The organism is Sphingobacterium sp. UDSM-2020 (genome assembly GCF_016132525.1).
Classification (GTDB): domain Bacteria; phylum Bacteroidota; class Bacteroidia; order Sphingobacteriales; family Sphingobacteriaceae; genus Sphingobacterium; species Sphingobacterium anhuiense.
In genome coordinates, this window is the sequence record NZ_CP066166.1 from 3,101,566 (window position 1) to 3,126,015 (window position 24,450).

General features: G+C 36.1%; 17 protein-coding genes. 12 read left to right on the forward strand and 5 right to left on the reverse strand.

The window, feature by feature from the left end; genetic code table 11:
• Positions 1 to 1,359 (forward strand): alkaline phosphatase family protein, encoded by a 1,359-nt coding sequence (locus JAZ75_RS13135; protein ID WP_208695894.1) that lies wholly within the window; start codon positions 1 to 3, stop codon positions 1,357 to 1,359.
• Positions 1,360 to 1,485: 126 nt separating this feature from the next.
• Here JAZ75_RS13135 and JAZ75_RS13140 read toward each other — a convergent pair whose 3' ends face one another.
• Both JAZ75_RS13140 and JAZ75_RS13145 read right to left on the reverse strand, forming a co-directional pair.
• Positions 1,486 to 3,480: a c-type cytochrome gene (locus JAZ75_RS13140; protein ID WP_232789189.1), complete on the reverse strand. Its 1,995-nt coding sequence runs from the start codon at positions 3,478 to 3,480 to the stop codon at positions 1,486 to 1,488.
• A gap of 39 nt (positions 3,481 to 3,519) precedes the next feature.
• Complete coding sequence (locus JAZ75_RS13145) at positions 3,520 to 4,956, reverse strand: DUF1080 domain-containing protein (protein ID WP_208695898.1); 1,437 nt, start codon at positions 4,954 to 4,956, stop codon at positions 3,520 to 3,522.
• Between the two features lie 272 nt (positions 4,957 to 5,228).
• Between JAZ75_RS13145 and JAZ75_RS13150 the strand changes: the two genes are divergently transcribed.
• The 10 genes from JAZ75_RS13150 to JAZ75_RS13195 all read left to right on the forward strand — a co-directional run bounded on the left by JAZ75_RS13150 (position 5,229) and on the right by JAZ75_RS13195 (position 19,013).
• A complete protein-coding gene (locus JAZ75_RS13150) occupies positions 5,229 to 7,715 on the forward strand; it encodes a ThuA domain-containing protein (protein ID WP_208695900.1) in 2,487 nt (828 codons plus the stop codon).
• Positions 7,716 to 8,022: 307 nt separating this feature from the next.
• The gene (locus tag JAZ75_RS13155) at positions 8,023 to 8,730 is read left to right on the forward strand and encodes a DUF4198 domain-containing protein (protein WP_208695902.1); all 708 of its coding nucleotides are present in this window, start codon (positions 8,023 to 8,025) and stop codon (positions 8,728 to 8,730) included.
• A gap of 123 nt (positions 8,731 to 8,853) precedes the next feature.
• Positions 8,854 to 11,190, forward strand: coding sequence for a TonB-dependent receptor domain-containing protein (locus JAZ75_RS13160; protein ID WP_208695904.1), 2,337 nt, complete (start codon positions 8,854 to 8,856; stop codon positions 11,188 to 11,190).
• A 35-nt stretch (positions 11,191 to 11,225) separates the two neighbouring features.
• On the forward strand, positions 11,226 to 12,446 hold the full coding sequence (locus JAZ75_RS13165) for a DUF4374 domain-containing protein (RefSeq protein ID WP_208695906.1): 1,221 nt from the start codon (positions 11,226 to 11,228) through the stop codon (positions 12,444 to 12,446).
• A 100-nt stretch (positions 12,447 to 12,546) separates the two neighbouring features.
• The gene (locus tag JAZ75_RS13170; RefSeq protein WP_208695907.1) at positions 12,547 to 12,879 is read left to right on the forward strand and encodes a hypothetical protein; all 333 of its coding nucleotides are present in this window, start codon (positions 12,547 to 12,549) and stop codon (positions 12,877 to 12,879) included.
• 3 nt (positions 12,880 to 12,882) lie between these two features.
• Positions 12,883 to 13,164, forward strand: coding sequence for a hypothetical protein (locus JAZ75_RS13175; RefSeq protein ID WP_021189975.1), 282 nt, complete (start codon positions 12,883 to 12,885; stop codon positions 13,162 to 13,164).
• 9 nt (positions 13,165 to 13,173) lie between these two features.
• Positions 13,174 to 14,805, forward strand: a complete 1,632-nt coding sequence (locus JAZ75_RS13180) for a PepSY-associated TM helix domain-containing protein (RefSeq protein ID WP_208695909.1) — start codon at positions 13,174 to 13,176, stop codon at positions 14,803 to 14,805.
• A gap of 277 nt (positions 14,806 to 15,082) precedes the next feature.
• Positions 15,083 to 15,826 (forward strand): LytR/AlgR family response regulator transcription factor, encoded by a 744-nt coding sequence (locus JAZ75_RS13185; protein ID WP_208695911.1) that lies wholly within the window; start codon positions 15,083 to 15,085, stop codon positions 15,824 to 15,826.
• A gap of 32 nt (positions 15,827 to 15,858) precedes the next feature.
• The gene (locus tag JAZ75_RS13190; protein ID WP_208695913.1) at positions 15,859 to 17,748 is read left to right on the forward strand and encodes a sensor histidine kinase; all 1,890 of its coding nucleotides are present in this window, start codon (positions 15,859 to 15,861) and stop codon (positions 17,746 to 17,748) included.
• A gap of 71 nt (positions 17,749 to 17,819) precedes the next feature.
• Positions 17,820 to 19,013 (forward strand): metallophosphoesterase, encoded by a 1,194-nt coding sequence (locus JAZ75_RS13195; protein ID WP_208695916.1) that lies wholly within the window; start codon positions 17,820 to 17,822, stop codon positions 19,011 to 19,013.
• A gap of 16 nt (positions 19,014 to 19,029) precedes the next feature.
• On the opposite strand, the gene JAZ75_RS13200 is transcribed toward JAZ75_RS13195, so the two are convergent.
• A complete protein-coding gene (locus JAZ75_RS13200) occupies positions 19,030 to 19,623 on the reverse strand; it encodes an HD domain-containing protein (protein ID WP_208695918.1) in 594 nt (197 codons plus the stop codon).
• A 363-nt stretch (positions 19,624 to 19,986) separates the two neighbouring features.
• On the opposite strand from JAZ75_RS13200, the gene JAZ75_RS13205 reads away from it, so the two are divergent.
• A complete protein-coding gene (locus JAZ75_RS13205; protein ID WP_208695920.1) occupies positions 19,987 to 22,233 on the forward strand; it encodes a DUF5703 domain-containing protein in 2,247 nt (748 codons plus the stop codon).
• Between the two features lie 174 nt (positions 22,234 to 22,407).
• Here the strand turns inward: JAZ75_RS13205 and JAZ75_RS13210 are convergent, their stop codons facing one another.
• Together JAZ75_RS13210 and JAZ75_RS13215 are read right to left on the reverse strand one after the other, a co-directional pair.
• A complete protein-coding gene (locus JAZ75_RS13210) occupies positions 22,408 to 23,076 on the reverse strand; it encodes an HAD family hydrolase (RefSeq protein WP_208695922.1) in 669 nt (222 codons plus the stop codon).
• A 649-nt stretch (positions 23,077 to 23,725) separates the two neighbouring features.
• Complete coding sequence (locus JAZ75_RS13215; protein ID WP_232789190.1) at positions 23,726 to 24,010, reverse strand: Bor family protein; 285 nt, start codon at positions 24,008 to 24,010, stop codon at positions 23,726 to 23,728.
• Positions 24,011 to 24,450: the final 440 nt, after the last annotated feature.

Below are 24,450 nucleotides of genomic sequence, written 5' to 3' on the forward strand. Positions count from 1 at the left end.
ATGAAGAAAACAGTTGTAATTGACGTAGTTGGGCTATCTGCAAATTTAATAGGAAAGTATACCCCATTTTTGGAACAATACATAAAAAGAAAAAATTTAGCAACTATAGCTCCAATGTTACCGGCTGTTACTACCAGCGTCCAGTCTACATATCTTACAGGTAAAAAACCTACCGAGCATGGTGTGGTTGGAAACGGTTGGTATGATCATGTAGATTCGGAAATTAAGTTTTGGAAGCAGTCTAACAAACTTGTATTAACGGAAAAGATCTGGGATAGAGCAAAAAAAGAAGACCCGAACTTCACGTGCGCAAATCTATTTTGGTGGTATAATATGTACTCAAATGCAGATTATAGCGTTACACCACGACCTAATTATCTGGCCGACGGTCGAAAGCTTCCGGACTGTTATGCAGAACCGGCAACATTGAGAGATCTTTTGCAGGATAAACTTGGTCAGTTTCCTCTTTTTAATTTTTGGGGACCAGGTGCTAATATTAAATCAAGCCGATGGATTGCTGATGCATCTATGATCACAGATGAACTGTATGATCCTACACTGTCTTTAATCTACTTGCCACATTTGGATTATTGCTTGCAAAAATTTGGAAATGATTGGTCTAATATCAGTAAGGAATTAGGTGAGATTGATATTCTGATTAAAGAATTAGTTGATTTCTATGAAAAAAGAGGAGCGAACATCATTATTCTTTCGGAATATGGTATTGTACCTGTAAATAATCCCATTCATATTAATCGAATACTAAGGGAAGCCGGATTATTACAGATCCGTGTAGAACGAGGTTTGGAATTATTGGATGCTGGAGCCTCTAAAGCATTTGCAGTGGCAGATCATCAGGTTGCACATGTCTATATCAATGATTTATCGATAGTCGATCAGGTGAAAGATATTTTAGATAAATTACCAGGAATTGCGATAGTGCTTGACAAAGAAGGTAAAAAGGAATATGGGATAGACCATGACCGTGCAGGAGATTTTGTTTTGGTTGCAAATCCAGAAAGTTGGTTTACTTATTATTTCTGGCAGGATGATGCTAAAGCACCCGATTATGCAAGATGCGTCGATATCCATAAAAAACCAGGATATGATCCTGTTGAAATGTTTATGTCTTCTAAATTTCGTGCATTATATAAACTGTTGAGAAAAAAAGCAGGTTTTCGTTACGTTATGGATGTAATACCTTTAAATGCTAATTTGGTAAAAGGTTCACATGGTAGCGTCAATACATCTTCCGAATTTCATCCTGTTTTAATTATAGATCCTGATCTAAGTATAGGCAATGTACAGGCAACTGAGGTTTACGATTTAATTTGGAAATCTTTGCATAGCGAGAAGTAACTTTACTACTACTTGTATAATACATCTATAAGTAACAAGCCGAACATAGTTTATTCTAAAATAAAGAAAGCCATTCTTTTTACAGAATGGCTTTCTTTATTTTAAGACATTGATACCATCAAAGTATTATTTCAATGAATTGATATAAGCCGCGATTTTCAAGCCATCGGCTTTAGAAACTTGTGGCATTGGAGGCATCTCAGTCGCGTATCCAGGCCAGTTTTCTGGTTTAGGATTGTAGATGAGCTGTAAAATTTTCTCATTTGAATATTTGCGTTTTGCAATATCAGTGAATGACGGTCCAATCTGTTTTTTCGTAGGATTGTGACAGGCTAAGCATGTATTGCTGGTCAAAATTCCCTTCACCTCAGCATAAGTAGGAGCTTTAGTTACTGTTTTCACTTCATGTACTTTAGCCTTTGCTTCAACAGGTTTCGCTTCTGTGTTTTTTGTTTTAACAGTCGCAGTTTTTTTACCGGCAACAGTTTTATTATTTGCTGTTACTGTCTTTTCTGCCGGTTTAGCTGTAACTTCAACTACAGGGTCATGAGTAGAATTCCTTGTGCTAAGTGAACTTATTGCTAGTTTTTCTCCAGATGGAATTGCATTTAAAGTATAGTAAGCTTCAGGATGGACAATTGAATAAAAGTTTTGTTTCTCACGAATACCATCTACACTTACGGTGTGGATATAATGTTCACGTAAACCATCGACAACAATTCTTGCTTTTAGTCCATCAGAAGAAACCTTAACTCCTTTTATGTTTAAAGTCTCTTTATTTACTGGAGGAGAACCATATACAGGATGGTATTTATATATGAAGCTTTCAACGCTGTATGAAGCTAGATCTTCAGCAGATTTTAAATCAACAGGTTGTGTAAATTCGATCTCAAAACCGTCTGGCATAGCTCTTACTGCTTTCATTTCAAAAGGCGTCTTATTGTTGTATACTAAGCGCTCAAGTCCCTCATTTGCTTCACCTGCAGAACCCCACCCACGGTTGGTTTCACCGACAAATAAAGATCCATCCTGTCCCCACGCCATTCTCAAAACACCAGAACGGAAACCACTCTTAAACAAAAATGCGGCGCCTTGTTCTTCACCATTTACCGTCTCTAAGAAAACACGTGAAATGATGCTCATACCTTGGTCACCAACGAGTAATTGTCCTTCAAATGGACCAAATGTGCCTTTCGGAATTTTGACCGGTTCAGAGTTTGAAATACCAAGAATACCATGTGGCAACCATACCGACGGTAAACGAATCTCTGGAATTTCTTTTTTCATCTCAAATACCGTTTTGAAATTCTCGTTGACTCTATTTTCCGGTTTGATGTAGCGACCTTCAGCATTTTTGATACGACGTTCATCTACTTTAGAATAGAAAGATTCAGATGATAACTTTAACGGTGAATCAGGTCTTTTTGTCCATACTAAACTGGCTGGATGTCCCATAAAATCTCCTTTACTGACCTTCCATAATCCTCCGGAACCAACCCAGTCACCTTGGTTTTCTGTATAGTAGAGTTGACCGTCAATCACATTTATTCCTGCTGGAGAACGCACACCTGCAGCCCATGGTTGCATTTTTCCATCTGCGCTAATGTTCATAATCCATCCACGCATAGGAACACGACTTTCTGCGCGCCACCATTCTTCATCACCAAAAGCTACATTTCCAGATACGAAAAAAGAACCGTCAGATGCGATTTTAGGACCAAAACTATATTCATGATAATGTCCGCTTAAAGGCCAAGCATACACAGTTTCATAAACATCAGCTTTGCCGTCCATATTTTTGTCAATTAGCTTCGTTAGCTCACCTCTTTGTGCAACATATAACGCACCATCTTTGTAAGCAAGACCTAAAATCTCGTGAAGACCCGTTGCAAATTTTCGAAAGTACGGTCTGTTGCTGGTGGGGTTTTCAACGATAAATACATCACCTCTACGGGTGGATATACCTAGATCTCCATTAGGTAAAGTAACCAGACCACCAACCTCTAAAACAGGTCCTTCGGGCATTCTTACTTTCATGATCTTAAAAAAATCTTCTTCTTTTGGTGTTTCTTGAGCTTGGGAAACAGTATAGCCAAAACTCAAAGCTAGCATTGCTAGCATTCTAAAAGTGTGTTTCATATAATATTTGTACTCTCTCAATTAGAATGAAATAGAATAATTTAATTGTTTGTCTAGGAGAATGATTAATTCTTTTCCTCCGTTAGCATCTCGAATAATAGGTTTAGGAGCACCTTTGTCAAGTTCAAGGTAATAAGACTGACCATCAACGAGGTAATAGCCTTTCGCTAGTTCTTCAATTGAACTTGCATTTGCCAGTAAAACATACAAGTTAGGGACAGTTTTGTCTATGTTTATGGATCTGTTCAGTCCTTTACCATCATTTGAAACTGTGATGATATCAGTGACTTCAGCGCCATATATATTATATTTAAATTGTGGTCTATCCTCATTGTCGATAATATAACCTTTAGTTTTAAATCCACTACCAGTACTGTCAGCAGGCCATGTGGTTTGAACCGTTGCCAGCTGTGCTAAAGCAGGAGTAGCTTTCTTTACAAAAGAAGTTACTGCTCCACGGGCTCTAGAAGTACCGTTTCCTCTACCGTCCCACATAGGAGTGGCATCAATAAATTCGCCATGCCATCCCTGCAACAATAGGCCATTGTCCAAATCATAGCTGTAATGTGTCTTTAATGGACTGCCGACAGATATTGCGTGAACAGCAAGCAACTTAGGTGCATAATTCACAAAACTTCTAATCATGGTATTAGAAGGTGCATCTATATAAATAGGGTCAGCATCACCACCGCCTCTATTGTTTACATTAATCTGTTCTTCGGGAAGTTTTGATATTTTAATATTTCGAAAAGCAACTGAACCATGATCGCCTTGAAGACGCAGTGGACCTAACGGCTTTTCTTTATCGGCCGCTCCGCCCGTTGGACCAAACAATTCAACATTATCCTGAACTAAAATACCATTCAGTTCCACAGCTAAAACTCTCGCATTTGCAGTCTTTTTTCCTGTGGCATCAAACTTAGGCGCTTGAAATGCAATTTTTAAATGTTGCCATAGACCTGGTGCTTTGCTTGCATTTTGACGAGGAGCATAACCTTCAAAACCTTTGGATCCTTCCGGTCTAGCATCATCCCAACGTTCGTATATACCGCCATTGTCAGACGACATGGGTTGCAGCACTCCCCAAGAATCTTTAAGTTGGACTTCATAATTCCCCTGTAGGTAGATTCCTGAATTTGAGTTCTTTGCCATTAAGTAATCCAGTTCAAGAATTATATTTCCATGAACTGCATTTGTTAACAAGTCAGATCCCTTCATTTTATTAGAAGTGATGTTAACAAGGATACCGGATCCTTTTGTAGCTTTCAATTCATTCTCATTTCTTGGGTCAGAGATTACTTTTTCAGCAATAGTCCAAGATTTTCCTGCAGCATTGAAAGCAGTAAGATCATTAAGTTTAATTTCCGATTGATCGGTTAGCTGTTGGGCTAGTAATAATGTCGTTCCAAATAACCAGCATAAGCCGGTTGTTCCGAACTTCAAATAGTTTAATTTCATATGGAGTACTAGGTTTAAAAATTTAAATATAGTAATTTTTGTGCTTGCTAAAAGGATTTTGTGTAACAAAGTGAATATACTGACTGTTGCGGTTAATATTAACCTATGATTTCTAAATATTCATATTACTGGTAAAATAGCCTCTAAAAAAGGATCAGCAAAATAATATATATATTGGCTAAAATAAAGCTAGTATGAGTGGGGTTATAGTTGCATCTTTATGTCAAGAATACAAATTTAAGTAAGTACAACCGATAATATTAAAATTTATTATGATTAAAACACTTTTGTCAAAGATTTCTTTACTATTGATTTTTATATCAGTTTTAAGTTCTTGCCACCAAAAGAGGTCCGGAAAACCAAGAGTATTGGTTTTCAGTAAAACTGCAGGTTTCCACCATAATTCTATTGAAAAAGGAAATATTGCCCTCCAGAAGTTAGGACTCGAAAATAACTTTGATGTTGATACAACAACAAATGCAGATTGGTTCAATGAAGATTCGTTAAAAAATTATTCAGCTGTAGTATTCCTAAATACGACTGGTGATCTTTTGAATAATTATCAGGAAGCCGATTTTGAGCGTTACATACAAGCTGGGGGAGGCTTTGTCGGTATTCATGGAGCTGCCGATGCCGAGTATGATTGGGGCTGGTATGGAAGGTTGGTAGGTGGATACTTTGCTACTCATCCTGAGGTCAAAGAAGGAAAATTAACGGTGGTTGATAAAAAACATCCGGCAACAAAAACGCTTCCCGATACTTGGGTACATACAGATGAGTGGTATGTCTTTAAAAAACGTTATGAAGCTACCCATGTGTTAATGAATATCAATAAGGAGGTATATGCAAATCCAGAACAAATGGCCGAGACGCCAATGGCCTGGTATCATGATTTTGATGGTGGCCGTTCTTTTTATACAGGGTTAGGTCATCAAGATGAAGATTATTCAGACCCACTATTCTTAAAGCATATCTTAGGTGCTATCGAATATGCAATCGGAGATAATTACGAATTAGATTATGGTAAGGCTAAAACAAAGCGGGTTCCAGAAGAGGAACGATTTACGAAAGTTCCTTTGGCCGTAGGTGAATTTTTTGAACCAACTGAAATGGCCATACTTCCTAATTTAGATATTCTAGTAGCACAACGTCGGGGAGAATTGCTTCATTACAATCAAGAAACAAAAAAAGTAACTCAAGTGGGATTGTTAGATGTTTATCACAAAACTGAAACACCCAATGTTAATGCAGAAGAAGGATTTATGGGGTTAACAATAGATCCAGATTTCGCAGAAAATCATTATATATATGCTTTTTATAGTCCAAAGGATACATCTGTTAATCGTTTGTCACGTTTTGAGTTCAAAAATAATAAGTTAGACCTCGGAACCGAAAAGATTGTGCTTCAGTTTTATTCACAACGAGATATCTGCTGTCATACTGGTGGTTCTTTGGCATTTGATAAAGACCGAAATCTTTATTTATCAACAGGAGACAACTCAACACCATTTGACGAAAAGGATCAAAAATTTGTCAGCAATGGTTATTCACCAAGGGATGATAGGGCTGGACATGAGCAGTATGATGCTGCACGTAGCTCGGGAAATAGCAATGATCTCCGTGGTAAAATTTTGAGAATAAAAATAGCAAAAGACGGTTCATATCAGATTCCAAAAGGGAATTTATTTCCAGAGGGACAGGCAAATACAAAACCTGAAATTTATGTGATGGGAAACAGAAACCCATACAGAATTTCTATTGATCAGAAAACAGGTTTTCTGTATTGGGGAGAAGTTGGACCAGATGCTAATGCGGATAGTTTGGGGAGAGGACCACGGGGGTATGATGAAGTGAATCAAGCCCGTCAGGCAGGCTTCTTCGGCTGGCCATTTTTCGTTGGTAATAATTATGCATATAATCCTTATAATTACGAAACAGGAACTAGTGGACAGGCATTTGATCCGCAAAAACCAATTAATAGTTCTCGAAATAACACCGGTATAAAAGAATTACCGGTAGCACAACCGGCCTTTATATGGTATCCTTATGCAGAATCCTCAGATTTCCCACAGGTGGGTTCAGGAGGTCGTAATGCGATGACCGGTCCGGTATACTATTCGGATCTTTATCCAAAAGAAACGAGGTATCCAGATTACTATGATGGCAAGCTATTTATTTACGATTGGGTTAGAGGATGGATCAAAGCAGTCACTATGTTACCAAATGGAGACTTTGATAAAATGGAACCATTTATGCCACATACAAAATTAGCTTCTGCGATTGATATGGAAGTTGGTCCTGATGGAAGAATATATCTTTTAGAATATGGTAACGGTTGGTTCAGTAAAAATGCAGATGCAGCAATATCAAGAATCGATTATAATGCAGGTGAATTAGCTTCACAACGTGTTAATAAAACTGTTTCGGCAAAAAAATCACCAAGTGATACGACTTATAAAGATTTAGATAAAGCAAACGGAGCATTGGGGCATAAAGAAGGATCAGATACACCAAAAGGAAAAGCTTTAGTGTTAGCCTCTGATTGTCAAGCATGTCACGGTGTCGATAAGAAATCAGTTGGTCCTGCATATACAGTAGTTGCTAAACACTATAAAGATAATAAGAACGCATTATCATTGTTATCTAAGAAAATCATCAATGGTGGAGGCGGTGTCTGGGGTGAGGTAGCCATGCCTGCTCATCCATCATTAAAGCAAGAGGATGCGAATGAAATTGTTAAATGGATACTTTCATTATAAGGAGTTCCATAGTTCTTTATTAAACGTTACAAAAGAGGTTGTATCATCAGATACAACCTCTTTTGTTTTCTCTGATTTGATGATTATTGACAGGCAATTACTGAAGATTGAAACAAGTAATGGATTTTCACAAAATGATATTTAGGACTTCTTAAAAGTTCTTTTGATAAATATAATTATGGTTACCAATTCCCTAAACCAGTTATACTCCAGATATAAATTCATTTAATAGAAATTATAAAATGGACTTGGATATTTTGTCAATGTTTGTATATTTGTCCATTATCTTTAATTAATCTAAATAACAATGTACTACGTTAAGCAACTATTAATTGCGATGATTGTACTTTTTGGCGGTAACCAAATAGTCCAAGCTCACGCGATTTGGATTGAAAGTAATCCTGTAGGTATTAAAAATCAATCTCATACCATCCGAGTTTACTATGGAGAATATGCAACTGGAGAAATTGAAAAGACAAAAGATTGGTATTCTGACTTGAATCAGTTAAAACTTAATCTTGTTGATTCTGAGAATAAGGTTGAACTAAAACTTACTGATAAAGGAGATTATTTAGAAGCTAGTTTTGTACCTGCTAAAGATGGCATTTATCAGATCTTTGTTTCTCACCCTGCCAAAGAACTTGGAGGCACTACAAGATATGAATTTTTAGCGCAAAGCCAGATTCAAGTAGGTAAAGACGCTGGATATGCAGCAATACCTTTAGCGGCTCACTTTATCTTCCAAAACAAAATCTTTAAAACAAATGATGTGGTAGAAATTCAGTTATTACGCGGGAATAGTCCGGTTGCTGATAAAGAAGTTTTAGTGATGTCTCCAAATGGTTGGAGCAAAAACTATAAGACTGATAGTCAGGGTAAAATTAAAGCAGAGGCTATCTGGGCTGGCACTTATGTAATCGAAAACAGTCATATGGCGGATCAATCAGGAAATTGGAACGATAAAACCTACAATAAGAATTGGCAGGGACTTACCGCAAGTTTTCAGGTAAAATAAAAAGCGTCATCTAGAACGGTAATTCTAGTATGACGCCAAAGGTAGTCTAACGGTAATTAGGCTGCCTTTACTACTACGTTAAGCATGTAGTATATCCCTAAAAGTGTTACAATTTAAAAGACAATGCAAAATAGCAAAATAATATTGACTATTGGTATGTCGTTATGCGTTTTGAACGGTATAGCGCAAAATAAAACCAATAGTTATAAAGGACAGGTGAAATCCGCAACTGAGGTGGTTCCCTTCGCAACAGTGAAAATAGATCAACAGATTATTCGTGCTGATAAAAATGGAAATTTTTCATTTACAAATAACAAATCTACTGTTAATATCCAAATAACTGCCGTTGGTAAAATCACGGTCAATAGACAGCAAGTGGTTTTGTCCAATTACTTCAATAGTCCTATTCTTATCGAAATGCAAGATGATAGTCAAGGGATCGATGAAGTAGAAGTGATGGGGCTTACAAAAATTAAAGAGATAAACCGTCAAGCCTTCAATGTTACGGCAATAGATGCAACAAAATTATACAATTCAACATTAAATATTGCAGATGCACTGGATAAAGTATCTGGTGTACGTGTACGTGAATCAGGTGGTGTGGGTTCGAATACGAGTCTGACACTTAACGGCTTCTCCGGTAATCATATCCGTTTCTTTTTGGATGGAATTCCAATGGACAATTTCGGTACTTCTTTTCAAATTAATAATATACCGATCAATTTAGCAGAAAGAGTAGAAGTATACAAAGGTGTTGTTCCCATTTGGTTAGGTTCTGATGCCTTAGGGGGGGCTGTTAACATTGTTACATCTACTAAAGCGCGCACCTTTGTAGATGCTTCATATTCCTATGGTTCTTTTAATACCCACAGAACAGCTGTCAATGCAGGTGTAACCAATAAAAACGGTCTTACGGTATTGTTAAATGCCTATCAAAACTACTCAGACAACGATTATACCGTAACAACATTAGTCTCTAATATCAATACTTGGGAATCGAAAGAAAATGTTAAAGTAAAGCGGTTTCATGATAAGTACCATAATGAGGCTTTAGTAGCTCAGGTTGGCGTTTCCAATAAAAGTTATGCAGACAAATTATTGCTAGGTATTACTTTGGGGCAGAACTACAAAGAAATCCAAACCGGCGCCCGTATGGTTTCGGTATTTGGAGGTTGGCACCGTCGCGGAAATACAGTTATGCCAACTTTAAAATATCAGAAAAATAATTTGATAAAAGGTCTGGATGTTACTTTAAACGCTAACTACAACTTTGGTAAGGAGCAGAATATTGATACGCTGAATAGAAGGTACGATTGGTACGGTAATTATAAAGAAATGGGTACCAATGGGGAGCGTAGTCGACAGCTGTATGTTTATAAAAACAATGAAGGTATTGCATCTTTAGCAGCTAACTATAGACTTTCTGATCGGCAGTCTCTTTCCTTAAGTAATGTCGCAACTACTTTTAACCGAAAAGGAGAGGATGAACTCAATCCTCAAAATAGTAATCTTGAACAAGGCCAACGCTCCATCAAAAACGTGATGGGTTTAGGCTATAGTTATGATGTCAAAGATCATTGGAGTACAACAGTTTTTGGAAAAATGATCACACAGAATAATAAACTTGAGGAAGCAGAGTCTTCTTCAGTTACACGTTTTGGATACGGACTAGCATCAACATACTTTATGCAGCGGGATCTACAAATAAAAGCTTCTTATGAAATGACCAATCGAATGCCGACTTCCTACGAGATCTTTGGTGATCTGGAAAATCAAGAAGCCAATGGTAACCTCAAACCCGAACGTAGTCACAATATTAATTTGGGAGCTATATATGGCTGGAAGCAGGGCGATGATCATCGTTTTTCTGTAGCTGGAAATTTGATATATCGCTATTCTTTTGATTTTATTTATAATAGATTAAATAACAATCAGTCGAAATTGGTGGCTGACAACCGCGATGGTGTAAGCACACGTGGAGGAGACCTAGATGTACATTATTCTTATAAAAACTTTTTGAATTTTGGAGGTTCATTGACTTATCAGTATTTACAGAATAAGCAAAAGTATGAACCCGGGTATACAGGAGTTAGCCCTGTTTATAATGACCAGATGCCAAATATTCCTTATCTATTTGGAAATACCAATGTAGATGTTTCATTCCATGATTTTGGTGGGAAAAATAACAAGCTAACGGTCGGTTACAATCTATTGTACGTGCACGATTTTTGGCTGTATTGGCCTAGTCGTGGAAATTCATCTGCAAATAAAAAACAAATTCCTAAACAGTTAAGCCACGATGTTAATCTTGTATATAGCTTAGGTTCTGGCAAATATAATATTGGTGTTGAGGGACGCAATTTGGCGAATGCAAATCTTTATGACAATTTTAGTCTGCAAAAACCGGGACGCTCTTTCGCCATTAACTTACGCTATTATTTTCAGCGTGACCATAAATAAACAAATAGTAAATTTTAAATATTAATACATATAGCATGAATAATACACTTAAAACCGTGATTGCCATCGCTTTTTTAGCAAGCACGACAGTGTCATGTAGCGATAAGGATAAAATAGATCTTGATACAGTTAAGGGCAATTATGTACTGGCAGTTTCACCTGTTGCATCAACAGGTGTGGCAGATTATTTACTGACTGCGCCAGATCTGGAATCGGGAAGAGTGACCACAGCTGGGCAGGGGGTGGAGCAAGATGGTACCTATCGTTATTACGTTACACACAATAATAAGTTTTTTTCCATGCTTTACGGCCAAGGTAACCCCGGAGCAGTAGCCGTTTATAATTTATTAGATGGTAGATTAAACAAGCTTTCTGATTTTGTGACAGAAACTGTACAGGCTTTTGCACCTGTCAATGAAGACATCGTGATGATGAAAATTACACGAGCAATGACTAATCCGTTGGTAAATTATTATCGATTGAATACCGATAATCTTTTGTTAGCAGGAGAAGGAACTATAAATGTACAAAAAGTTGCCGGAAACGGAGAGTCAGCATTCTTCACTTGGATAAAACAAGTCGGAAATAAAGTATATGCTCCTTATATGTCCATTCAGGCTTGCTGTAAAGCAGCATTTGACACCGCTTATCCTGATAGTGCATATGTTGCGGTATATTCATACCCCGAAATGAAATTGGATAAGGTAATAAAAGATGATCGCATGAGTTATATCGGACGTTATTTTAGAGATGGATTAGCCGTTGATGAGCAAGGAGATGTTTATGCTTTTTCTTCGGCAGTAGCCACAAAAGGTGGAGCTATTACCTCTAAAAAACCTTCTGCTATTTTACGTATAAAATCTGGAACTACTGAATTTGATAAAGCATATTATATCGATATCGAAGCTATCAGCGGTGGAAAAAACATTACAAATTGGATCTATGTAGGTAAGGGGAAATTTGTAGTTCAAATGACCACAAAAGCAGAAAAAGGGGGGTATGCAGATGGGAAACGTATTGGTATACTCGATGTTTATAATAAAACATACCAAGATGTAACCGGAATGCCTGAACTAAGTAAAATTAAGGAAATTTCATATAATAACTATACAGCAAAAGATGGAAATGCTTTTATTGGAGTTGCATTAACAGATGCGGTGAGTTATGTGTATAAAGTTAATGCGTCTACTGCAGTAGCAACACAGGGTTTGAAAGTTGAAGGTGGATCAATAACTGCTGTCACACGTATTCAATAAATATTTAGTATAAAAAATTGTTTCATATCAATAACAGGTAGAGCATAAGGGAATCTCAAAGAGATTCCCAAGTTCTATCTTTTAAATTGCTTTTCTCATTATGATAAGTACAGTATGTTTAATATTGTTTATTGCATTTATGTTATGGATGAATACTTCCAAACGTATTGCGTGGAAGAATAAATCCAAACTTTGGGCCTATCTCGCCGATCGAAAAAAACAATCACGTACAATAGCAATAGTTCTGTTCCTATTAGCTATTGCCTGCTTGATTTATGCTGTAGGTATAGCAAGTGGAATATTTGCTTTTTTTGTTATCCTGATGTGTATGGGCTGTCTAGGAGTCTTTTTCTTTCCTTTTTCCTACTTTGGTTATCGCGTAGTATTAGGAATTTATTTATGTTCATTTCTGATTGAAGTATTTATCCATTAATATATGCCTGCTAATAAAAAATATTTAACAAAATCTCCCTGGATAAGGCTTTGTCGTATTTTGTTGGGAACCCTAGGTGGTTATACGGTCATGATCAGTTTTCATGTATTATTAACAGCATTATTTCCACCAGAAAATGTAATTGCTACAGCATTCTTTACCGGATATTTACTTTGGGCATTTTTATTATTCTGGGCATTTTTAGAGCCTAAATTGTGGCGATTGGCACTAACTTATATTGGCCTTACTTTATTGTTTTCGCTGCCTTATATTATCAATCATTAAGTTTATACCATGGATCAAAGAAAATATAATATTTACTTTCATACCCACACGATCAGTGGTATTGTTATCGCAACACTGCTTTATGTGATCTTTTTTGCAGGCTCTTTCTCTTTTTTTAAAGATGATATCGCTGCATGGCAAAAAGGTAAATCGCTTAGCAATGTAGAAGCTCCCGCTGACTTCAATTATATATTGGATTCTATGGGAACAAAATATAATCTCCAAGGTAGAAATTTCGATTTCTATTTATTGAGACAAGGCCATGGAACTTATGTCAATATGAGTACCTCTCAAGATACAACGATTAGTAAGCCAAAACCAAAAACAGAGAAATCAAAAGGTCGAAAGAGAAGAGGTGCAAAAAATGAAGATTCAGCCTATTTCTTACACTCCTTTGTTGATAAGAAACAAAGTTCTTATGATGAAGGCTATGATATGGGCGAGTTTTTGTACCGCTTACATTTCTTAGCTCCACTCAATCAGATTCCAATCCAACTCGGAACACCTTTCGGCTACCTTCTAGCGGGTATTGTTTCATTCTTATTTCTTTTTGCTTTGATAACAGGTTTATTTCTTCACTGGGATAAGATTAAAAATAACTTCTTTTTATTTAGACCCTGGAGTAAATGGAAAACAGTCTGGACCGACATGCATACTGTTTTGGGAGTTATTGGATTTCCATTTCAATTGATATTTGCCATTACAGGAGTTGTTCTTATCGTCAATTATGTATTGATTTCACCATTTAGTAAATTAATTTACAATGGTGATCAGAATAAATTATACCAGGAGCTTCAGTATAACAGAGCGATGGAACCAACTTACAGTTATCAGCCCTTATCCAAAGAATTAGATGTCAACGCATTCGTAAACCACTGGATGAATGAATGGCCAGAATCGGATATTTCGAGACTATATATCCGAAATTTTGGAGATAAAAGTATGGAAATTGCTTTAGAAACTAAACCTAAACCCAGCGCTAGTTTTGCGGGATCTGGTTACGTTCTTATGAAAGCCGCTGAAGGAAAACCTTCATCAGTGAAATCACCTACAACAGATGTAACATATGTTGATTGGGTTAAGAGTTTGGTTTATCACCTTCATTTTGGAGATTTTGGAGGAAGAACCTTGCGTATCGTTTATTTCGTTTTGGGTTTGCTGGGCTGTGTCGTCATTATTTCAGGCATTATGATTTGGCTGGTTGCACGGGAAAAACCTAATATTCCTGCATATAAAAGGAAGTTTAATTTTTGGGCAGCCAATCTTTTCATATCCATGTCATTGAGTATGCTTCCTATTACTGCATTTACCTTTATTGTCATAAAATTTTCAGCTGTCGTAAATCAGAGTTTTATCTATAGTCTTTATTTTTATAGTTGGTTAGTGATGATCATCTATTTATTAATATTGCGTGATCTAACGAAAGTAAACAAGCATACCCTATTCTTATCAACCATTTTGTGTTTGGCAGTACCGATTGTAAATGGTATCACCACAAATCTCTGGATCTGGAATACATTTCAAACAAAATCATATGATATCTTATTTATTGATTTGATTTTTACCACAATGTCGATTTTATGTGCATTTGCTTTGTTTAAAGTAATGAAACAAGCAAAATCTTTTAAAATATTGAAATAAGTATATCCTGTTGTTGATCAGGAAACATAAGTATCCAGTTCAATAGATAACAAAAGCGCCAATCTAATAAAGATCTGGCGCTTTTGTTATTCAATACGTTATTCGATTATCATCTCATGAGAATAGAACTTTAAAAAATGATCGTTCCAATCTCGATGCTGATCTTTAAACTATTTTCAAATGTTTATTTCTTATTGCTATATCGTTAAATTTAAAAAATGAATTTATTTTAGAGCACTTACAATATACTATCTTTACAATAGCTAAAAGTGAAAAGATGATAACCGTTGCCATAATAGAAGACGAGCCTGCAGTTCGTAAAGAGATCGCTTACCTGATACAGCAAGAAACCAATACCGAACTTGTGGGTTGGGCAGACAGCGTACATCAAGCCATCAAGTTGCTTGAAGAAAAGCAACCAGATGTAATATTTATGGATATTCAGCTCAAAGATGGAACAGCATTCGATTTGTTGAAAAAATTAACTCCCATTCCACAAAATATAATATTCATTACTGCATATAATCATTTTGCTATAAAGGCCATCAAGTACGGCGCACTCGATTATCTGCTCAAGCCTATTAATGAGGTAGAGCTCCAGGAGGCATTAGAGCGATATCGTCGTCGAAGGGAAAATAATCCGCAATGGATGCAACAATTGTCTTTAGCACAGAATTCAATCCAGATAGGTGCATTACCAGAAAGTATTGTTTTGAATTCCATTAATAACACACGCATTGTTTCTGTTAGTGATATTGTCTATTGTAAAGGTGATGGTCCATATACTCTTTTCATTTTAAGTAATGGTGATAAGGAGCTTATCTCAAGACCTCTTAAGTATTACGAGGAACTTTTGCCAGCTCCACATTTCTTACGCACGCATCAGTCTTATTTGGTTAATCAGCAATATATCTCAGGCATTAACCGATCCGAATATATTGTTCTGAAAAATAAAGAAGAGATTCCAATCTCTACACGACGGAAGAATACGATATTAACCCAACTTTTTTTGAAAAAATGATACGTATACAGCTACTTATTTTTTATTTATGCATGGTTATAGTTTTTTCATCTTGTAAAGACAATAACAAGAAAGTTTTGTTGGCAAAATCTGATGATGCCATTTCGGTTCAGATAAAGGATTTGGAAAAAGTAGGAGCTAATCCCACCAATAGAGATTCATTGATTACTGTTTGGCGAAAACTCGATCGAAACCCCATTGTGAAAAATGATACCATACAATCATCAACCGTTAAATATCAATTGGCAAGGCTCTACAGTATGCTGGGCAATGATTCTTCTCGCGTTCTGATCGAAAGCGCACTTGAATTAATAGATCCTACTGATGGTAATTTTAAGAATAAGGCGCTTATATACAATGGGATGGGGAATGTTTTGAGTATGGGAGCCCGGATGAAAGAAGCCAGTTATTATTATAACAAAGCAGCCGCAATTGTTTTAGCAGACTCAACGGTAGATCTGTCATTTATAGCAAAAACATCTATGTTACTATCTGCAGCACAAAGTAACCTCTTAAGCTTTCAGTATGACTTAGCTGAAAAAATGAACCGTGCTGCTTTGCCTATGGCAGATTCATTGCCACAAGGACATATTAATCGACAACGTGTGCTGGTACAAATGATACAGACTTTGAATAAGCGCCAGAAACCAGCAGATAGTATGGCTTTTTATCTTCAAAAACTGGAAGTACTACATGCGCAGAACCCTAATAAATATAATATTAGTTTTCTATACGATTCTAAAATTCAATATTTTGAAAAACATAAGCAACTTGATTCGTTACTTCATTATCAGCTTCTTAAAATTAAATCAGATGGATATCTGTACAATGAAGAGGCAACTTCGAGTGAAATTAATAATCTTTTTATCGATTACTGCAATATTGCAGCTATTTATACGGCCCAAAAATACGCAACATTAGCCTCACAATTTCTTGAAAAAGCAAAACTTCTAAAGGAAAAACATACAGCACTAATTTTCGCAGACAGTGATCTGGTTTATCAGCAAAGCTTGGCGTCATTGTACAATTTACAGGGAAAGAAAAATGAAGCCATAGCGGTATTGATTCGAACAGCAGCATTACAAAAAGGAATCTATCAGACAGAAAATACACAAGCTGTTGCAGAAATGAATGCTCTTCATCAGTTGCAGACTAAAGATCGCTCTATTCATAAATTAAATGAAGGTATAAAAATTAATAAACTGCAATTGCAACAAAATCGTTTATGGCTTGCCGTATCTGTTTTAGGTATTATCCTCCTTGGTGTCACCGTATTGTTTTTGTTTTATAGTTTTCGTCAACGTCGTTATCTTCAAGAAAAAGAAAAAATACTATTGCAGCAACAATTGTTACGCACACAGATGGAACCCCATTTTATCTTTAATACATTAGCCGCTGTACAGAGTTTTGTGCGGTTGGATAAAAAGGAAATTGCTATCAAATACCTCAACCGTTTTAGTCGATTATTGCGTAGCAGTTTGGAGCTCAGCCGTGAAAATCTTGTACCTCTAGATGAGGAGATTGAAACGTTAGAAAACTACTTAAGCTTACAGCAAATGCGTTATGAAAATGCATTTAGATATACTATATTACAATCAAGCGAACATGATCTGGGAGCAATTATGGTTCCGCCCATGCTTATTCAGCCTTATGTAGAAAATGCGATACTTCACGGGATCGATTTGGAAGAAGGTCTAGGAGATATTAGTATTCACTTTGAGATAGAACAAGATATCTTACAAGTAAAGATTGCAGATAGTGGTAAAACTGAAAAAAGTAATTTTGATCCTGCACATCGTTCATTATCAGGTACGATCAGTCATGAGCGAATACAATTATTGGGTAAAAAAGCAAGTGTCTCTATTACAGAAATTCCAGAAGGTGGCGGTACATTAGTGATTTTACGCATACCTGTCGAATAGGAATAAATGTTCTGTAACTCATTTTATGTTTTGGCACGGCATTCGCCTTACTCTATATAATATTATTCGATATGGCACAGAGACTTATTTTAATTTTATTACTATTCCTGATAGGAGATATTTATTTTTATCAGGTAATAATTACACTTTTTTCAAATCCGCTGATCCATGTCATTTATTGGTTTATAGATATTGTTGTACTGGGTGCTATTATAGTCACTATATTTCTGCGGAAACGTATTAGCGATATTCAGCGTTATGCATCGAGTTTGATCACAGCGATGCTGCTTATCTTTATTCCAAAATTATTTTCTGTTCCAATTCTATTATTGGAAGACATTGGTCGACTATTCCGTAGTTTTCCGCCCAGGAATTTTTACGTTAGTGAACTTGTCGCAGTACTTGCTGGCATAGTCTTTTTGGCGATTATTTTCGGGCTGACTAGAGGTCGTCATTTTTATAGGGTTAGAAAAGAGATCTTACATTTTTCAGATTTACCCGAAGCTTTCGATGGTTTTACCATTACACAATTGTCCGACATCCATTCTGGTAGTTTAAGTAACATCAAAGGTGTACAAAAAGGTATTGATCTTGCGAATGCCCAAAACAGTGATCTGCTCTTATTTACAGGAGATCTGGTCAACAACATGGCTTCCGAGATGGATCCATGGATTGATCTTTTTACCACCTTAAAAGCTCCTTATGGGAAGTATTCTGTTTTAGGTAATCATGACTATGGTGATTATACCAAATGGTCCAGTACATCACTTAAAGAGGCAAATCTGATGCGTGTTAAAGAAATACACAGTGAGATGGGTTTCAAATTATTACTTAATGAAGCTGTCTTACTGCATAAGCATGGACAACGTATTGCATTAGTCGGGGTGGAGAATTGGGGCAAAGGCGGTTTCCATCAGTTTGGCAATCTCAATCAAGCAACAGCTGCTATACCTGCCGATTCCTTTAAGATCCTGATGTCTCATGATCCATCACACTGGGATGCAGTTACTGTAGATCACGCTAAACATGTTCACCTCACCTTGGCTGGTCATACGCATGGTATGCAGTTTGGAATTGAGCTTTTTGGTTTTAAATGGAGTCCTATCCAGTACTTTTATAAACAATGGGCAGGACTGTACCAACGAGACGGAAAATTTTTATATGTCAATAGAGGCTTCGGTTATCATGGTCTGAAAGGCAGGGTGGGCGTATGGCCCGAAATCACAGTTCTTACCTTAAAACGTTCCACCGAACAACTAGAATAAATGAGTTATTTGCAGTTTAATCTTTTCTTAAAATACCCTTTTCCACGCTTTCGTTGATGAGTTCTTCAGCATACTTCCATATCGTAGTAGATCCCTCATTAATGATTTTCTTTTTTTCGATAACCTTACTGTAATCAACATCAAACTCTTTCCAGGTTCCCCCATTATTTGAAGTGTTTTGCAAGAGAGGCTCCAGTCGGTCCATTGTTCTCGCAAACTTAGCTTCAGCAGTTAAACCTGCCTCAAATTCTTCCCATACTGCAATAAATTCTTTCGACTGTTCTTGAGGTAACAGACCAAAAATTCGATTAGCAGCTAGTCTTTCTTGGTCTGTATTAACATGATTTTTTTGCATATCGTAAATGAAGGTATCTCCAGCGTCAATTTCAACAATATCATGGATCAGAACCATTTTTACCACCTTCAATACATCAATTGGTTCGTTTGCATGTTCAGCCAAAATCAATGCCATCATCGCCAGATGCCAACTGTGTTCCGCATCATTTTCATTACGGTTACTATTGAACAATTTAGTTTTCCGGTGTATGTATTTGACCTTATCGATTTCTTTTATAAAATCAATTTGTTTCAATAAGATTTCAAAATCCATCTTGACAGTGTTAAGAGATTGTGTTACAAAGATAGTTTAAATTATAAAAGTAATCCTAAGTGGCTCTTTGATAAATTATTAAACATCATTTACTAAGTTATTTAGCCCTTTTCTAAAGAAGTTAATAATGCATGCATTTCATGTTAATATTGAATGCATACTTTATGACTTTACTCTATAGCTTTATAGGAAGAAAAACAATTTAATAATAACCAATTGCAGCTATTAGCATCTATTTATTTTAAAAGTTGATTAGGCAAGCTATTAATTTATCAATTCGTATTGACACATTGATTTGATCGATCTCCTATAATTTATGAAAGTTGTGCTATCTGCAGTTTGTATCCAAAATATTTTTAAAAAATGAGTAAACTCCGACTAACCATCTTGTTTATAGTGCAATTGCTGATATTCGAAGCATTTCCGCAGGAAGAGAACAATAACTATAAAATCGTTTTTAATACGCCATCTATTAACGAAACAGGTAATGTTCCAATTGGTAATGGAAGTCTAGGCAGTAACGTCTGGGTAGAAGAAAATGGCGATCTATTATTATATCTCTCGCGTAATGATTCACATTCTGAATTACAACGGCTGTTAAAGTTAGGAAGGGTTAGAATTTCCTTTTCAGAGAGTCCTTTTTTTAAAGGGAAGCCCTTCCGTCAGGAATTGAATCTGAAAGAAGGAACATTAAAAATTTTAGCGGGGAAAAAAGGAGAGGAGTTAAATTTAAAGATCTTTATTGATGCAAACTCTCCTGTGATGTATATTTCTGGATATAGTGAAAAACCAGTTCAGGTAAAGGTGACTTTGGAAAACTGGAGAAAAAATAAACATGAACTCAATACGGAAGAACTTGCTTCTACCTGGCTCTATAGAACCGGAGTTCCGGACGGGGCAGAAGCCTGGGAATCTGCAGATGTTTTTCTTAAAAAAACGGATGTTATTGCTTGGTATCATCGAAATGCCTATAGCAGTGTGCCTGTGCACATTAAGAAACAAGGAATGGAAGACTTTGCGAATCAGATTATTGATCCCTTAAAGGATAATACTTTTGGAGGTTATATCAAAGCTTCAGGTTTAGTAAGTCTTTCTGATAGCGTTTTACACACCAAGAGACCATTAAAAAACATTGATATTCGGATCGCCGGTTATACCCGGCAAACGCCTGATCCGGCGACTTGGGAAAAGGAAATTGCTCGATGGATTGCTCAGTCTCCTAGTCCTAAAAAAGCCTATCAACAAACCGCTAAGTGGTGGACAGATTTTTGGAATAGAGGATGGATTGATATTAATAATGGATACGATAGCTTATCAACTTACACCCAGACTTATATACTCTCTAAATATCAAATGGCCTGTCAGATGCGGAATGAATTTCCTGCTCGATTCCAAGGAGGAATTTTTAATGTAGATCCAAAGTATGCCTATTATGGACCTGATGTACGTCAAAAGAATTATTCAGCAGATTATCGATTTTATGGCGTGAATTACTGGTGGCAGAATGTGCGCTTCTTATATCTTCCACAGTTTGCACAGGGTAATTTTGACATGATGAAACCGTTTTTTGATTTTTATATCAAGCAAGCGAAGACTTTTGAAGCCAGATCAAACAAATATTATGGTGCATCAGGAATCTATATGCAGGAATGTATCAGTACATTCGGCTTACCGGGAATGGGCGATTTTGGATTAGGATCCGACACATATTCTGAAGAATATACAAAAGACATATGGCAACAATGTTTAGAGATGTCAGTGATGATGCTTGATTACTATCATTATACCGGTGACGAAGCGTTTTTAAAAACAAAAGCGTTGCCTTGGGCACGAAAAGCACTTCAGTTTTACAGTACACGTTTTAAGAAAGATGAGCAGGGTAAGTTATGGATCTTTCCAAGCCACGGATTAGAAACATATTGGACTGATGTTATCAATGATATGCCTTCTGTTGCAGGACTTCATTATGTACTAGAAGAGCTGTTAAAACTACCTCAAAGTATATTAACTCCTGAAGATAAACAGAATTGGACTAATATGCTGTCCACTATTCCCGATCTGCCTAAGAAAAAGGATAGTCTTGGGAACGTTGTGGTGGACAATGCTGCTTTTTATAGTCCTCAAAGAACAAATTATGAAGCACCGGATTTATATTGTTTATTTCCATTTCGGATTTATGGGATCCATAAACCCAATATTAAAGAAGTTGAGCGAGCCTATTTCAATATGCCCAATCCAGGTCGGGTATGCTGGTATCAAACAGGAATTTTTGCTGCTCGTTTGGGTCTTGCCGCAGAAGCTGCCAAAGATATTAAAGCCCGTAGCGGTGCATATCTAAAAGGTTTTCGATTTAAAGGATACATGGATAGCCCGCACGATTGGAAGCCAGACTATGACGGTGTTGGCAATATGATGAATACCTTACAGGAAATGTTGGTTCAATGTGACGGAGATAAGATTTATATGTTGCCGGCTTGGCCAAAAGACTGGGATGTGAATTTTAAAGTACATGCTTTTAAAAACACGGTTATTGAAGGTACTTATAAAAATGGGAAAATGGAATTCTTGAAAGTGATGCCCGAAAGTAGAAGAAAAGATATCATCTTTTAATGAGATGCCTCTTATAGAAATATTGAAAAAATCGAATAATAGTGCATGAATAGTTATAGTGTGAAATTACTAATTTTTTATACACTTATGAAAAGCCACATCGCGTTGGACTGTGAATAGAAAGAGTCTAACTCTCGGTGATACAACGTTGCGATGTGGCTTTTATGTTTTTAATTATTGTAGCGATATTGACGATGATGTCAAAATATCCAGCAGTTGCTTCGGTTCATCAATAATAAATGTTGCTCCATGTCGCCTCAATTCATCGACTTCCCGAAAACCCCATGAGACTCCTATTGCTTGCACACCAGCATTGTTGGCAGTATCCATATCGACCGACGAATCACCGACATAACAACAATCATCAGGTTTTACGTTCAGTATATTGAGCGTATCGAATACAATATCAGGATCCGGTTTAGCCGGGTGTCCATTTCGATGACCCAATATCAGATCAAATGAAAACTCCGAAAAATATTTTGCCACCAATGGCAGGACAGCCTCATGATATTTATTCGATGCAATCGAAATTAAATAACCTGACGACTTCAGATCTTGTAATAATTGAATAATACCAGCATATGGTTTAGTATGGCTCTCGGCTTTTTCTTCGTAATATTTCTTAAATGCTGAAAGTAGGTGGGCTATAGTATCGTCAGTCCTCGCATCTTGAGGCAATGCTCTTTCGATAAGCATTCGGACACCATTCCCTACAAATTTCTTGTAAGATTCAAGAGGATGAGTTGGATAACCATATCGCTCCAGGATCATATTGCAACTATCACCCAAATCTTGTAGTGTATCTAATAATGTTCCGTCTAAATCAAATATTATAAGCTTCATGGGTTAAATCTAATAAAAATGATCTAAAAACAATTTTGTGTATGTAAGATTTGATCGTTGCTTTCATACATGTGCTATTTAGCAACTAGTGAAATATTATCAATTAGATTTTGCTGCCTATTAGAAAAAAATCACCAATTAGAATACCATCCTTTTTTAGATCATCTCTTTGAGATAAAGAATTTATAATAAGTCTGGAAGATGAGAATAGTCATTTTCATAATAAATATATTCAGTTGAGCCTAAGGTGATTCCAAGTTTAAAGAAATCAGATAACGATTGGAGCGAATACAGTTTACAAGCTATCATTTACAATAAATAGTTGATGCAAAGGTTTCAAGACACTGTAAGCGTTTTTTATTGATGTATCAGAAAAGAGTATATTAATGCGAAGAGGTTATTTTGGAGCGTATTCTTATAGCGGTATAAATCAGAATAATCAGCAAAAGGAATTTACCTACTAAATATCCATAGTTATAAGCATCTAACGGTTTTTGGTACGAAAATATTGCTGTCAATATATTGAATATTATGCAAATGCAGAATGCGATCGTTAAGTAATAATATACTTTTTTCATATCTATTATTTGGACCAATTGTTAAAAGACTACTCTTTAAGAAGTAGTCTTTTAGTAAATTTCAGAAATTACTATTTAGTAACAGTTGTAACGGTTGGTGTATAGATACCAAAAGTAATTGCCGATAAAAGGCCATTAACAAAAGATTGTCTCGTATGAACCGTGTAATTTTCGGCACCTCCAGCCATTTCTTTAGAATCCGATACTCCTACAGGTGCTAAACCAGCTATCACATAGTGATTCCATTTTGTGGTTGATTGATTTCCTTGAGCCCCATTTCCTACCACACTCGTGTAAGAATAACAAGAAGTTAGCATAGCAAAAACTGTTACAACAGCTGCTAATTTGAAAAACATTTTCATTTTTTTAGATCAGTTAAATATATGGTACAGTTACAAATCTTAATCTAATATTTGGCAATAGGTTAATATCATAGATTAGGTAAGTAAATATCGCTGCAAGATAATGAATTGGATTAATATTTACTCAATGGTATTATCTTTAATTTTAGAATTATTATTTAGGATTTTACATTGTGTTGATTAATGTATTGAATGTCAGTGATTTTTTTGTAAAAAAAAATGTCATTACCACCTCTGGTGATTTTTCGTTTAATCTGAAAAAGCGTGCTAATGCGATATCATTTTTTCCTTAGCATATATTTCTCTTATCATATTATATAATTTAAAAATTGGAAGAGGCAGGAGCTTGTCGAGTCAACTAATATTATATAGATAGTGAATCTTACATTTCTTATTAACTCCAAATCAACGTATATCAAGAAATATGGATAATG

Bases quoted from the DNA above. Each gene is read 5' to 3' on its own strand.
- JAZ75_RS13160 (WP_208695904.1), top strand. From the start codon at position 8,854: ATGCAAAATAGCAAAATAATATTGACTATTGGTATGTCGTTATGCGTT.
- JAZ75_RS13145 (WP_208695898.1), bottom strand. From the start codon at position 4,956: ATGAAATTAAACTATTTGAAGTTCGGAACAACCGGCTTATGCTGGTTA.
- JAZ75_RS13180 (WP_208695909.1), top strand. From the start codon at position 13,174: ATGGATCAAAGAAAATATAATATTTACTTTCATACCCACACGATCAGT.
- JAZ75_RS13155 (WP_208695902.1), top strand. From the start codon at position 8,023: ATGTACTACGTTAAGCAACTATTAATTGCGATGATTGTACTTTTTGGC.
- JAZ75_RS13175 (WP_021189975.1), top strand. From the start codon at position 12,883: ATGCCTGCTAATAAAAAATATTTAACAAAATCTCCCTGGATAAGGCTT.
- JAZ75_RS13195 (WP_208695916.1), top strand. From the start codon at position 17,820: ATGGCACAGAGACTTATTTTAATTTTATTACTATTCCTGATAGGAGAT.
- JAZ75_RS13135 (WP_208695894.1), top strand. From the start codon at position 1: ATGAAGAAAACAGTTGTAATTGACGTAGTTGGGCTATCTGCAAATTTA.
- JAZ75_RS13190 (WP_208695913.1), top strand. From the start codon at position 15,859: ATGGTTATAGTTTTTTCATCTTGTAAAGACAATAACAAGAAAGTTTTG.
- JAZ75_RS13150 (WP_208695900.1), top strand. From the start codon at position 5,229: ATGATTAAAACACTTTTGTCAAAGATTTCTTTACTATTGATTTTTATA.
- JAZ75_RS13200 (WP_208695918.1), bottom strand. From the start codon at position 19,623: ATGGATTTTGAAATCTTATTGAAACAAATTGATTTTATAAAAGAAATC.
- JAZ75_RS13185 (WP_208695911.1), top strand. From the start codon at position 15,083: ATGATAACCGTTGCCATAATAGAAGACGAGCCTGCAGTTCGTAAAGAG.
- JAZ75_RS13140 (WP_232789189.1), bottom strand. From the start codon at position 3,480: ATGCTAGCAATGCTAGCTTTGAGTTTTGGCTATACTGTTTCCCAAGCT.
- JAZ75_RS13170 (WP_208695907.1), top strand. From the start codon at position 12,547: ATGATAAGTACAGTATGTTTAATATTGTTTATTGCATTTATGTTATGG.
- JAZ75_RS13210 (WP_208695922.1), bottom strand. From the start codon at position 23,076: ATGAAGCTTATAATATTTGATTTAGACGGAACATTATTAGATACACTA.
- JAZ75_RS13215 (WP_232789190.1), bottom strand. From the start codon at position 24,010: ATGTTTTTCAAATTAGCAGCTGTTGTAACAGTTTTTGCTATGCTAACT.
- JAZ75_RS13165 (WP_208695906.1), top strand. From the start codon at position 11,226: ATGAATAATACACTTAAAACCGTGATTGCCATCGCTTTTTTAGCAAGC.
- JAZ75_RS13205 (WP_208695920.1), top strand. From the start codon at position 19,987: ATGAGTAAACTCCGACTAACCATCTTGTTTATAGTGCAATTGCTGATA.